Annotated in this window: 8 protein-coding genes; 5 read left to right on the forward strand and 3 right to left on the reverse strand. The window is 74.4% G+C overall.

What is annotated here, in order from left to right:
• Window positions 1–19: 19 nt before the first annotated feature.
• Window positions 20–1,003: a helix-turn-helix domain-containing protein gene (locus ADL08_RS09475; RefSeq protein WP_053641630.1), complete on the reverse strand. Its 984-nt coding sequence runs from the start codon at window positions 1,001–1,003 to the stop codon at window positions 20–22.
• Window positions 1,004–1,237: 234 nt separating this feature from the next.
• Between ADL08_RS09475 and ADL08_RS09480 the strand changes: the two genes are divergently transcribed.
• The 4 genes from ADL08_RS09480 (at window position 1,238) to ADL08_RS09495 (ending at window position 9,057) form a co-directional block, all read left to right on the forward strand.
• Window positions 1,238–4,999, forward strand: coding sequence for a S8 family peptidase (locus ADL08_RS09480; RefSeq protein ID WP_053641631.1), 3,762 nt, complete (start codon window positions 1,238–1,240; stop codon window positions 4,997–4,999).
• Between the two features lie 123 nt (window positions 5,000–5,122).
• The gene (locus ADL08_RS09485) at window positions 5,123–6,796 is read left to right on the forward strand and encodes a protein phosphatase 2C domain-containing protein (protein ID WP_053641632.1); all 1,674 of its coding nucleotides are present in this window, start codon (window positions 5,123–5,125) and stop codon (window positions 6,794–6,796) included.
• A 27-nt stretch (window positions 6,797–6,823) separates the two neighbouring features.
• Window positions 6,824–8,566 (forward strand): pyruvate dehydrogenase, encoded by a 1,743-nt coding sequence (locus tag ADL08_RS09490; protein WP_053641633.1) that lies wholly within the window; start codon window positions 6,824–6,826, stop codon window positions 8,564–8,566.
• An 86-nt stretch (window positions 8,567–8,652) separates the two neighbouring features.
• Window positions 8,653–9,057, forward strand: coding sequence for an ATP-binding protein (locus ADL08_RS09495; protein WP_053641634.1), 405 nt, complete (start codon window positions 8,653–8,655; stop codon window positions 9,055–9,057).
• Window positions 9,058–9,125: 68 nt separating this feature from the next.
• On the opposite strand, the gene ADL08_RS09500 is transcribed toward ADL08_RS09495, so the two are convergent.
• Together ADL08_RS09500 and ADL08_RS09505 are read right to left on the reverse strand one after the other, a co-directional pair.
• The gene (locus ADL08_RS09500) at window positions 9,126–10,238 is read right to left on the reverse strand and encodes a DUF2637 domain-containing protein (protein ID WP_053641635.1); all 1,113 of its coding nucleotides are present in this window, start codon (window positions 10,236–10,238) and stop codon (window positions 9,126–9,128) included.
• A gap of 214 nt (window positions 10,239–10,452) precedes the next feature.
• On the reverse strand, window positions 10,453–11,310 hold the full coding sequence (locus ADL08_RS09505) for a (2Fe-2S)-binding protein (protein ID WP_053641694.1): 858 nt from the start codon (window positions 11,308–11,310) through the stop codon (window positions 10,453–10,455).
• Between the two features lie 193 nt (window positions 11,311–11,503).
• Between ADL08_RS09505 and ADL08_RS09510 the strand changes: the two genes are divergently transcribed.
• Window positions 11,504–12,394, forward strand: a complete 891-nt coding sequence (locus ADL08_RS09510) for a GntR family transcriptional regulator (RefSeq protein ID WP_234352071.1) — start codon at window positions 11,504–11,506, stop codon at window positions 12,392–12,394.
• Window positions 12,395–12,415: the final 21 nt, after the last annotated feature.

Here is a 12,415-nt window from a genome sequence, read left to right on the forward strand (position 1 = left end):
GCCCCGACAGGCCCCCGTCTCACCCCCGCGCCACCCACCCCTTCTCGTACGCGTGCCAGCCCAGCTGCAGCCGGGTCGAGACCCCCGACAGCTCCATCAGCCCCTTCACCCGCCGCTGCACCGTCCGCAGCCCCAGGTCCAGCTGCTTCGCCACGCTCGCGTCCGTCATCCCGGCGAGCAGCAGGGAGAGGATCTCCAGGTCCACCGTGTCCGGGCCCGGCGCCTCGTCCTCGGTGATCTGCGCGCCCGCCCCGAGCCGCAGCGGCAGCGCGTCCCGCCACACCGACTCGAAGAGCCCCATCAGCGATTCGAGGAGCCCGCTCGCGTGCACCACCAGCGCCGCCGGCTCCGCGCCCCGCCCGGTCAGCGGCACCATCGCCAGGGACCGGTCGGCGACGACCAGCTTCGTGGGGACCCGGTCCGCGACCCGGATGCGCTCCTCGCGGCCGAGCGCCGCCGAGAGTTCCAGGAGTCCCGTCGGCAGCGAGAGCACCTCGCGCTCGATCACCACCCGGTAGCGCACCCCGCGCCCGGCCGCCTGCTCCTCCGCCTCGTTCTCCAGACCGGAGACCGCGATCGGCTTGCCCGTCACCAGGGCGCAGACCTCCTCCGTCGCGCCCAGCTGGAGCTGGAGGAAGCGGTGGGTCACCGCGCTCGCCCCGGTCACCACCTCCACCAGGTCGTGCACGGCCGCCTCCGCGGCCTCCGCCCGGTACTCCTCGGCGAGCAGCGCCGCCGCCAGCTCGGCCTGCTCCAGCTCGTGGCGCTGCTGGGTGAGCAGCGCGCCGAGCGCCACCCCGGGCGGGGCCGCGACCCACCGCCCGGTGCAGGCGGACGACTGGGCGGCGAGCCCCTGCGACTCCAGGCGCCGCAAGGCCCGTTCGGTCTCCTGCTCGGGCAGGGCGAGCCGGTGGGCGAGGTCCGTGACCTCGGCCGCGCCCAGCGAGACCAGGGCGCGGTACGCCGATTCCTGGCGCTCGTCGAGTCCTATCGCTCCCAGCATGGATGCCCCACCCCTCGCCCCACCCCCCGCCGGGCGTCCCGCGTCTTCCGGGGACGTCCGGCGGAGGCTTTCGTTCCGTTGGTGACCTGGCGGGAAACGGCCACGGCGTATTCCCGCCCGGCTCATCATCCCTGTACCGCCCTCACCTCTGCCAATGTGGCGCCACCGCAGCACCGACAGCCTCCGGGAACGGGCGATTCGCGCCGTCGTGCCCGGAACCAGATGGGGAGAGCGATGCGCCCGATTTCGCGTACGGTCCTGGGAGCGGCGACCGCCGCCGTCCTGGTCGCCACCGCGGTCGCGCCGGCCGTGGCGGACGAGCCACGGGACGGCACGGCCGGCAAGCGACCGCCGGTCGGCGGCGAGGCCCCGGTCCGCGCCGGCGCCCGGACCGCCACGGTGACCCTGGTCACCGGCGACCGCGTCCTGGTCACCCACGACACCGCCGGCGCCCCGGCGGCCACGGCCCTGCCCCGCGAGGACGGCACCGTCCCCCTCGTCCAGACCCGCCTCTCCGGCCGGGACCTGTACGTCTACCCCGAGGCCGCCACCGCCGCGCTCGCCGCCGGACGCGTCGACGAGGAGCTCTTCAACGTCACCGGCCTGATCCGCCAGGGCTACGACGACGCCGCCACCACCGCCCTCCCCCTCATCGCCGTCTACGGCTCCGGCGTCGCCCGCTCCGTCCCCCTCGCGCCGCGCGGCGCCCGGCGCGGCCAGGTGCTCAAGGCGGTCGACGGCGTCGCCCTCACGGCCGAGAAGAAGACCGCCGCCACCTTCTGGGCCGAGGTGGACGCCCCGAAGGCCCGCGCCGCCTCCGGCATCGAGAAGCTCTGGCTCGACCGCAAGGTCGAGGCCACCCTGGAGCGCTCCACGAAGCAGGTCCACGCCCCCGAGGCCTGGGCCGCCGGCTACGACGGCAGGGGGACCAGGGTCGCCGTCCTCGACACCGGGGCCGACGTCGACCACCCCGACCTCAAGGGCCGCGTCGTCGCCTCGGAGAACTTCACCGACTCCGACACCGCCGACGACCGCCAGGGCCACGGCACCCACACGATCTCCACCGTCGGCGGCTCCGGCGCCGCCAGTGGCGGCAGGAAGAAGGGCGTCGCGCCCGGCGCGGAGCTCCTCAACGGCAAGGTCCTCAACGACTCCGGCTCCGGCGCGATCTCCTGGATCATCGCCGGCATGGAGTGGGCCGTCGCCCAGGGCGCCGACGTCGTCTCCATGAGCCTCGGCAACCCCACCCCCACCGACTGCACCGACCCGATGAGCGTCGCCGCCGAGGAACTCGCCAGGAACGAGGGCACCCTCTTCGTCGTCGCCGCCGGAAACACGGGCCCCTCCCTCAACACGGTCTCCTCGCCCGGCTGCGCGCCCGGCGTGCTCACCGTCGGCGCCACCGACCGCGACGACTCCACCGCGTACTTCTCCAGCCGCGGCCCGACGATCGTGAACCACACCCTCAAGCCCGAGATAGCCGCGCCCGGCGTCGCCATCTCCGCCGCCGCCGCGGGCGGCCGGGGCGTGTACGCGTACCAGTCCATGTCCGGTACGTCGATGGCCACCCCGCACGTCGCGGGCGCCGCCGCGATCGTCAAGCAGCGCCACCCCGACTGGACCGCCCGGCAGATCAAGGCCGCGCTCGTCGCCTCCGCCGAGAGCGACCTGCCCGGCGACGTCCGCGAGGTCGGCGCCGGACGCCTCGACGTCGGGGCCGCCGTCGACCAGAAGGTCCTCGGCGCCCCCGCCGTCCAGGGCGGCACCTTCCCCTGGCCGCAGGACAGGAGCGACCGCACCACCGTCTCCGTCCCGTACACCAACACCTCGAAGACCCCGGTCACCCTGGACCTGGCCGTCGAGAGGGTCACCGGCAACGACGGCTCCCGCGTGCGGTCCGCCGTCGCCCGCCTCGGCAAGCGGACCGTCACCGTCCCCGCCGGCGCCACCGTGAAGGTCCCGCTGGAGCTCGACCCCGCCGCCCGTCTGGACCGCGCCCAGTACGGCGACGTCACCGGCCGCGTGATCGCCACCGGCAGGGGAGGCGTCCACGTCTCCACGCCGTTCTCCCTGTACGTCGAGCCCGAGACCGTCACCCTCCGCGTCAAGCTGGTCGACCGCCTCGGCCGGCCCGCCTCCGGCGCCTCCTCCCTCGACGTCATCGGCACCGACGACGCCACCGGGGAGCGCCGCTTCAACGAGGGCGCCACCGACCAGGTCTTCCGCCTGCGCCCGGGCGCCTACTTCCTCTCCTCCTACGTCACCACGCCCGACGCGGGCGAGGGCGCCACGCTGAACGACTCGCTCAGCTACCTCGGCCGCCCGCAGTTCGAGCTGAAGAAGGACACCACCGTCGTCCTCGACGCCCGCAAGGCCCACGAGCTGTCCGTGCGGACCGACAAGGACACCGAACTCCGCGGCGCCACCCTCGCGTTCGCCCGCTCCTGGGACGACACCTGGACGCACGCCGGCACCGCCGCCGGACCGCGCACCATCCGCGCCTACTACGCCTCGGTCGAAGGCCGCGCCGACGACGGCGACTTCGAGTTCGGCAGCTACTGGCGGGCCGCCGCCCCGCAGATCACCTCGCTGCGCACCGGCGACGGACTGACCCTGCACCCCCTCACCGGCTCCCTCGCCTCCGACAACCTCGACGGCACCGGCTCCGCCCGCCTCGCCGACGCCGGAACCGGCACCCCCGAGGAGCTGGAGGCCGCCGGCGTGAAGGGCCGCGTCGCCCTCGTCCGGCTCCCCGACGGCGTCGACCAGGCGAGCGCCCTCGCCCGCGACGCCAAGGCCGCCGGAGCCGTCGCCGTCGTCGCCCACCACGCGGCCCCCGGCCGCTGGTACCCGGCCGGAGGCTTCATGGGCAACGGCCTCCCCGTCCTCTCCGTCCCGTCCGCCGAGGCCGCCGCGCTCCTGAAGAGGCTGGCCACCGGCCCGGTCACCCTCGCCTGGAAGGCCACCGCGAAGAGCCCGTACGTCTACAACCTCGCCTTCCCCGAGACCGGCACGATCCGCTCCGCCAAGGACTACCGGGTCCGCGACGGCGCCCTGGGCCGCACGGAGTCCGCGTACGGCTCCACCGGCGTCGCCACCGACTTCTTCGACAGCCCGGCCGCTCATCGCCCCAACGGCACCCGCGTCTTCTTCGGCTCCCTCGAAACGGTCCCCGTGCCCGGCACCCGCACCGAGTACTACTCCGCCGGCGACACCGCCTGGGAGCAGCTGATCGGCAGCAACTTCCCCTTCGGCGAGCTCATGGTCGGCGCCCGCCACGCCTACCGGGCGGGGGAGAGGCGCACCGAGCGCTGGTACGACGGCGTCCTCGCCCCCACCGCCCCGCGCGACACCACCGGGAAGCCGGTCCTCGTCTCCGAGCGACAGGGCAACCTCATCGGCTTCGCCTCGGCCATGTGGGGCGACTCCACCCACCACGCCGAGTCCGGCTCCTTCGGCGACATCGGCAACCTCCGCCTCCGCCGCGACGGCGAACTCCTCGGCGAGACCGGCTGGCCGCACGGCGTCTTCGAAGTACCGGCCGAAGCCGGGACGTACACGCTCGAACAGAACACCACGAAGATCGGCAGCAGGGTGTGGAACCGCTCCACGTCCGTCAACTCGGTGTGGGAATTCACCTCCAAGCTCGACGAGAGCGTCTATTCTCAGGGCATCCCGATTCTCTTCCCCCGGTACGACCTTCCGGAGGACGGCCTCAAGACCCTCGCCGCGACCGACGGCCAGCACATCGGCCTCACCGCGACGGGTCACGCGGGCTACACCCCCGCGGCGCTCACCTCGGCCAGGCTCTCGTACTCCTACGACGGCGGCACGACCTGGACCGAAGCGCGGGTCTCCCAGCAGGGCGGCCGCTGGACCGCGACCGTGAACCACGCGGGCGCGACCGGCGAGCAGGTCACCCTGAAGACCGAACTGACGGACGCCAGGGGCAACTCCGTCACCCAGACCGTGGTCCGCGCTTACGACGTGCGCTGACCACGCCGGTCCGCCGGGCGTCCTTCCCGTGGGGGGTGGGGTCGCCCGGCGGACCACCCATTCGCCGCAACGCTTTTCCCGATGTCCCGTTTTCGGGCCCCCCGCGCGGTGGACAATAAGGGCATGACGCAGCAGGGGGACAGCTGGTGGGACAAGCTCTACGACGAGTCGGCGCCGGACACGGCCCCGACGGCCTCGGGTGACACGCTCGACGACCACTTCGACACGGCGGCCCGCGCCACCACGGGCCCGCCGGACGACCCGCGCCCTCCCACACCGGACGCGACACCGGACGCGACACCGGTCGCGACACCGGTCACGGCGACGGCTCCCGGCCGGACCGAGACCCCGGCCCCCCGGACCACGGCCCCGGCCCCGAAGACCGGGCCCGGTACCGGGCCCGGTACCGGGCCCGGGCCCGACCCGAGCAGGGCCCCCGGCCCGGCCCCGGAGGACACGGCTCCCGAAGCGGTCCCGGAACCGCCCCGGCCCTCCGCACCCCCTCCGCCGCCCGCACCGCCCCCGCCCGCTCCCTCCGCCCCGGGCGCACCCGCTCCCGTGCCGCCCGTCCCCGGGCGGGCCCCCTGGGAGGGTGCCGAGGCCGGGCCGCGGACCTTCCCCGGGCCGCCGCCCCCGTCCGCCCCGCCGGCCGAGGCGCCCGTCGGGGCGCCCACCGTCCAGGTGCCGGCGCCCCCGGACCCGCCGGAGCGGGAGCCCGAGCAGGAACCGGACGGCACCGACACCGACGCCCGCACCGGCGCCGACCACGCCCCGACCGTCCAGGTCGCCCTGCCCGTGCCCCGGCCCCGTACCGGATTCGTCGGCAGCAGGCCGCCCACCTACGAGCCCGAGCCCACCGCCCTGCCCGTCGCCCGACCCGGCGAACTCGCCGACGTGGTCGCGGACACCGTCCTCGACGGCGCCCGCTACGGCACCTGCACGCTGCGCGCCGTCTCCGCGCGCGGCGACTCGGCCCGCTTCCGGGGCGAGCCCCGCCGCGACGCCCTCCTCACCGCCCGCTTCGGCCACGACGAGGCCGCGCTCGTCCTCGTCGCCGTCGCCGCGGGATCCCGCGCCGCCGAGGACGCCCACCTCGCCGCGGCCGACGCCTGCCGGTGGATCGCCGAGGCCGTCTGCCGCAGCCACACCCGGCTCTCCGAGGACATCAGGTCCGGCCGCCGGGGCGACCTCAAGTCCGGACTGCACCGGCTCACCGACCGCACGTACGGCAAGCTGCGCGCCCGCGCCGCCGAGCGGGGCCTCGCCCCCGAGGAGTACACCGCCTCCCTCCGCTGCCTGCTCCTGCCCGCCGACCCCGACTGCCGCACCCGGGTCTTCTTCGGCATCGGCGCCGGCGGTCTCTTCCGGCTCCGCGACGGCGTCTGGCAGGACATCGAGCCGCTGCTGCCCGAGCGGGCCGTCACCGGCGCCCCCGTCGTCGGCTTCGGCTCCCCGCCGGCCGCCCCGTCCGTGCCGGAGGCGACCGAGGAGGGCGACCGGCTCACCATGGACCTCGGCATCACGACCGCGCCCGGGCCGCTCGTCGAGGAGCCCGTGCCGCCGCCCGCCGAGCCGTTCCGCTTCCGCGCCTCCGTCGCCCGTCCCGGTGACACCCTGCTGCTCGCCTCGCCGGGGCTCGCGGAACCGATGCGCGGCGAGCCCGGCCTCGCCCGCGAGCTCGCCGACCGCTGGGCCGACGCGGAGCCGCCCGGCCTCGCCGCCTTCCTCGCCGACACCCAGCTGAGGGTGACCGGTTACGCCGATGACCGTACGGGGGTGGCCGTCTGGGAGGCGTGATCCGCCGGGCCGTGTGTTGATGGAGCCATGGCCAAGCAGAACGTAGCGGAGCAGTTCGTCGACATCCTCGTGCGCGCGGGCGTCCAACGCCTCTACGGAGTGGTCGGCGACAGCCTGAACCCGGTCGTCGACGCGATCCGCCGCACCAAGGGGATCGACTGGATCCACGTCCGGCACGAGGAGACCGCCGCCTTCGCCGCGGGCGCCGAGGCCCAGATCACCGGTGGCCTCGCCGCCTGCGCGGGCTCCTGCGGACCGGGCAACCTGCACCTCATCAACGGCCTGTACGACGCCCACCGCTCCATGGCCCCGGTCCTCGCCCTCGCCTCCCAGATCCCGTCCAGCGAGATCGGCCTCTCCTACTTCCAGGAGACCCACCCCGACCGGCTGTTCCGCGAGTGCAGCCACTACAGCGAGCTGATCTCCAGCCCGAAGCAGATGCCCCGGCTGCTCCACACGGCGATCCAGCACGCCGTCGGCCGCGGCGGCGTCAGCGTCGTGTCGCTGCCCGGCGACATCGCCGGCGAGCCGGCCCCGGAGAAGGCCGTGGAGTCCGCGCTCGTCACCACCCGGCCCACCGTCCGCCCCGGGGACGCCGAGATCGACGCCCTGGTCCGGATGATCGACGACGCCGACCGGGTCACGCTCTTCTGCGGCAGCGGCACCGCCGGGGCCCACGCCGAGGTGATGCGGTTCGCCGAGCGGATCAAGGCGCCGGTCGGCCACGCCCTGCGCGGCAAGGAGTGGATCCAGTACGACAACCCGTACGACGTCGGCATGAGCGGACTGCTCGGGTACGGCGCCGCCTACGAGGCCACCCACGAGTGCGACCTGCTGATCCTGCTCGGCACCGACTTCCCGTACAACGCCTTCCTGCCCGACGACGTGAAGATCGTCCAGGTGGACGTCAGGGCCGAGCACCTCGGGCGCCGCTCCCGGCTCGACCTCGCCGTCTGGGGCGACGTCCGGGAGACCCTGCGCTGTGTGATCCCCCGGGTCCGGGCCAAGAAGGACCGCCGCTTCCTCGACAAGATGCTCAAGAAGCACGCCGACGCCCTCGAAGGGGTCGTCAAGGCCTACACCCGCAAGGTCGAGAAGCACACCCCGATCCACCCCGAGTACGTCGCGTCCGTCCTCGACGAACTCGCCGACGACGACGCCGTCTTCACCGTCGACACGGGCATGTGCAACGTCTGGGCGGCCCGCTACCTCACGCCCAACGGGCGGCGCAGGATCATCGGCTCGTTCAGCCACGGCTCGATGGCGAACGCGCTCCCGCAGGCCATCGGCGCCCAGTTCACCGACCTGAACCGCCAGGTCGTCTCGCTCTCCGGCGACGGCGGCTTCTCCATGCTGATGGGCGACTTCCTCACCCTGGTCCAGTACGACCTGCCCGTGAAGGTGGTGGTGTTCGACAACTCCTCGCTCGGCATGGTCGAGCTGGAGATGATGGTCGCGGGCCTGCCCTCGTACGGGACGACGAACAAGAACCCGGACTTCGCCGCCATCGCCCGCGCCGCCGGGGCCTACGGCGTCCGGGTCGAGAAGCCCAAGCAGCTCGCGGGCGCCCTCAAGGACGCCTTCAAGCACAAGGGCCCGGCCCTGGTGGACGTCGTCACCGACCCCAACGCGCTCTCCATCCCGCCCAGGATCAAGGCGGACATGGTGACCGGCTTCGCGCTCTCCGCCAGCAAGATGGTGCTGGACGGGGGCGTGGGCAGGATGCTCCAGATGGCCCGCTCGAACCTGCGGAACGTGCCCAGGCCCTGACCCTCCGCCACGACCCATGTATGCCGACGGTCCTGTGGGGCATGCATCCCCGTGAGCCTGTTCGACGCGACCACGGGTGGGGGGACATGACCGGGGAGGCACGACAGCCGACTCAACTGCTCAGGAAGGTGGGGTGCGCGGATCTCACCGCCGTGCCGGAAGTGCGGCACGCCTTGCGCGAACTGCTGCGGAAGTGGGGCGGTCCTGGCGCCTCCGACGTGGCCGAACTCCTCACCAGCGAGCTGGTGACCAACGCCCTGGTCCACACCGGCCACGGGGCCGTCGTGACCGCGACGGTCGTCCCCGAGCAGTTACGGGTCGAGGTCCGCGACTTCGTCCCCGGCCTGACGGCGCCGGACGCGCCGCCCCCCGACGACCGCACGAACGGCCGGGGGCTCGTCCTCGTCCAGGCCCTGGCCGACTCCTGGGGAGTCGAGGACCAGGCGGTGGGCAAGGTGGTGTGGTTCGAACTGAACGGCGGGGCCGCCTGAGGGGGCGACCCCGCCGTTCTCTCTGCTTCCGTACCGCGTGATCCGGTACCTCGTGATGCGCGTACCGCTCAGCCGAACTGCTGCTCCAGGTCCTTGAGCTTGCGCTCCAGGGAGTCGAGACGGGGCAGCGCCTGGGTGTCGTCCTCGGCGGTGAGGTCCACCGTCCGGGAGTCTCCCGTCCGGGGCTCATCGCCCCTCACGGCTTGCAGGGATGGCCTTTGGCGAAGGGGCAGTTGTCCGGGGTCCGCTATGGCGGGCTCCACGACGGGCGCCGGGACGGCCCCCGTCGTGGAGCCCGACCCGGCGACCTGGGCGGGCGCCGTGCCCGGGGCGGCCGTGGTGTTCAGCGCGGCCATCTCGACCTGGCGGCCGCCGCCGCGCCCGAGCCCGAAGGCACGGTGCTGACGGTTGATCGCCTTGAGCCGGGCCCGGTCCAGCTTCACCTGGTCCCGCCTGCGGATCCGGTTCTGCTCCTTCTCCCTGCGGTCCTCCCGCACCTCGTCGACCGCCTCGTCCAGGGTCCGCACGTTCTCCAGGAGCATCAGGGACCAGGCCGCGAAGGTCTCCCGGGGCGCCCTCAGCCAGCGGACGATCCGGATCTGCGGCAGCGGGCGGGGCACCAGGCCCTGCTCGCGCAGCGCGGCCCGGCGGGTCTGCTTCAGCGCCCGGTCGAAGAGGACCGCCGCCGAGAGGGACATGCCCGCGAAGAAGTGCGGGGCCCCGTCGTGGCCGAAGCCCCTGGGCGCGTGCACCCAGTTGAACCAGGCCGCCGCGCCCGCGAACAGCCAGACGAGCAGGCGCGAGCCGAGGGCCGCGTCGCCGTGGCTGGCCTCGCGGACGGCGAGGACCGAGCAGAACATGGCGGCGCCGTCGAGGCCGAAGGGCACGAGGTACTCCCAGCCGCCGGAGAGGCTGAGGTTCTGGCGGCCGAAGCCCACCAGCCCGTGGAAGGAGAGCGCGGCCGCGACGGCCGCACAGCAGAACAGCAGGCCGTACGAGGCGAATCCGTAGACCGCCTCCTTGCGCCTGCGGCGTTCCTCGCTGCGTTCCCAGGAGTCCTCGGCCGGGGTCTGGTCACCGGCGCGCTTCCCGCGCGCGAGCACCGCCACCGCCGTCAGGACCCCGGCGACCATCACGCCGCCGGGAAGCAGCCAGTCCAGCGATATGTCGGTCAGTCTCATGCGGTGTCCCTTGCATCGCGGTAGGGCGTTCGGTCGCCCATACTGACCGACCTCGTACGGCCCTCACGGCGTTTCGGGGCAAGACCACGCCATCGGGGTGCCGGGCCATACGAATAGGGGCGATCCGGTCGAACGTCCTTGCAGGGGAGGGGGTTAGCGTTCGATTGACGCCACCCTTCCGGGTGGCGTAATCGTCGTGCGGTCCGGCCGGGCCTCAGGCGGCCGCGGTCAGCCGCCGGACCCGGTCGGCGTCGCAGGTTCGCGGGCAGGTGACGCAGGTGTCCTCGGGGCGCAGCGTGTAGAAGAAGCAGCAGGTGGCCCGGTCGCGGGTGGTGAGCGGGGCGCCGCCGGGGCCCTCGGCGCCGGGCAGCTCCCGGAAGCCCGCGGAGCCCGCGTACGGCTTGGCCGTGCCCGGCATGAGGAGCTCCAGCTCCGCCATCGCCCGCCGCTCCTCGCCGAGCAGGGTGCCGACGTACCAGAGGCCCTCGACGATCTCGTCCGTCGCCATCCCCCACAGGGCCCGGCGGCCGCGCCGCATCCGGGAGCCGAAGCCGTCGAGGACCGACTCGAAGTGCTCGGCGAGCGAGGAGCGCACCTCGGCCCGCAGCGCCTCCTCGTCGGCGACGACCCGGGCGCCGGGCAGGGCCGCGGCGGGGTCGCCCGGCAGGCAGGCGAACTCCTCGACCCGGACCGCCATGCGGCCGAGCGTGCGCTGGAAGGCCACGTTCCGGACGGGCAGGCGGGGGACCCGGCGGTCCAGGAACCAGGGGACGGTCACCAGGAGGCAGGCGGGCCAGGCGTAGCGGTGCAGTCCGAAGCTGGCGACGACGTCGGGGCGGGCCCGGGTGCCGTAGTCCCGCAGCACCTGCTCGTCGTCCCAGGCCAGGAAGGCGTCGAGCTCGGCGCCGCCGGCCGCGAGCGCCTCCGCGTCGACCCAGCCCTCACCGCGCGGCAGGACCTCACCGAGGGCGTGTTCCTCTATGCGCAGGTACGAGAAGACCTCGGCGAGGCGGGCGTAGGAGGCTGCGACGGGCGAGGCGGGCGGGGCGGGCAACAGGGCGGGGACGGTCATGCGGACCACCGAATCGCGATCGTTGGCAGGTAAGGCTTACCTTACCCGATTCGATCGCGTGTCTCACCACCGGCACACGGCTCCGACCTGCGAGGCGTCTCTCACACCCCTGGCACGGGTCCGTTCGCCTATGGTGCACAGAGGACCCGCGCGACGCGAGCCGGGCCCGGCACGAGGCCGCAGGAGGACCCGGGTGGAGCAGGGCGCAGCGCGCGAGCGGACGACGGGAACCCCGTCACCGCCCCCGACCCCGCCCTCCGCCGACGCCGCGTCCGGCGAGTTGGCGGAACCGGCCGGGGCGACGGGCGCGGACGCGCGGTCCGTACGAGTGCCGGGGCAGGCCCGAAGCACGGAGCCGGCCCGGGGCGCGGTCCCGGCCCCCGGGCTCCCGTACGCCCGGGACGAGCACACCCACGACGAGCACACCCACGACGAGCCGGCCGGGCTCACGGTGCCCCGGTCCGTGCGGCGGCACTCCGTGCGCGGGCAGGTCCTCGAAGCGCTCCGCACCGCCCTCGTCGGCGGCGAGCTGGTCCCCGGCGAGGTGTACTCCGCGCCCGCCCTCGCCGAGCGCTTCGGCGTCTCCGCCACCCCCGTCCGCGAGGCCATGCAGCGCCTGGCCGTCGAGGGCGCCGTCGAGGTCGTGCCGAACCGCGGCTTCCGCGTCACCGAGCGCACCCCCCGCGAGCTGGCCGAACTGGCCGAGATCCGCGCGCTCATCGAGGTCCCCGTCATGCTGCGGCTCGCCCGCACCGTCCCGGCCGCCCGCTGGGCCGAGCTGCGCCCGCTGGCCGAAGCCACCGCGACGGCCGCGGCCCGGGGCGACCGCGCCCACTACGCCGAGGCCGACCGCGCCTTCCACCGGGCCGTCCTCTCCCTCGCCGGGAACCAGCAGCTGCTCGCCGTCGCCGACGACCTCCACCGGCGCTCCCAGTGGCCCTTGATCAGCGCCCCCGTCCTGCGCCACGGCGTCCTCGTCGCCGACGCCGCCGAGCACACCGCCCTGCTCGACGCCCTGATCGCCCAGGACCTGGCCGTCGTCCAGGCCCTCGTGCGGGAGCACTTCACCGGATCGGAGTGCTGAGCGCCCGGGGCGACTAAGGTC

Source organism: Streptomyces sp. NRRL F-6492 (genome assembly GCF_001280125.1).
GTDB lineage: Bacteria > Actinomycetota > Actinomycetes > Streptomycetales > Streptomycetaceae > Streptomyces.

Coding starts and splice junctions, on each gene's coding strand:
- ADL08_RS09485 (WP_053641632.1), top strand. CDS start 5,123: ATGACGCAGCAGGGGGACAGCTGGTGGGACAAGCTCTACGACGAGTCG.
- ADL08_RS09490 (WP_053641633.1), top strand. CDS start 6,824: ATGGCCAAGCAGAACGTAGCGGAGCAGTTCGTCGACATCCTCGTGCGC.
- ADL08_RS09495 (WP_053641634.1), top strand. CDS start 8,653: ATGACCGGGGAGGCACGACAGCCGACTCAACTGCTCAGGAAGGTGGGG.
- ADL08_RS09505 (WP_053641694.1), bottom strand. CDS start 11,310: ATGACCGTCCCCGCCCTGTTGCCCGCCCCGCCCGCCTCGCCCGTCGCA.
- ADL08_RS09475 (WP_053641630.1), bottom strand. CDS start 1,003: ATGCTGGGAGCGATAGGACTCGACGAGCGCCAGGAATCGGCGTACCGC.
- ADL08_RS09480 (WP_053641631.1), top strand. CDS start 1,238: ATGCGCCCGATTTCGCGTACGGTCCTGGGAGCGGCGACCGCCGCCGTC.
- ADL08_RS09500 (WP_053641635.1), bottom strand. CDS start 10,238: ATGAGACTGACCGACATATCGCTGGACTGGCTGCTTCCCGGCGGCGTG.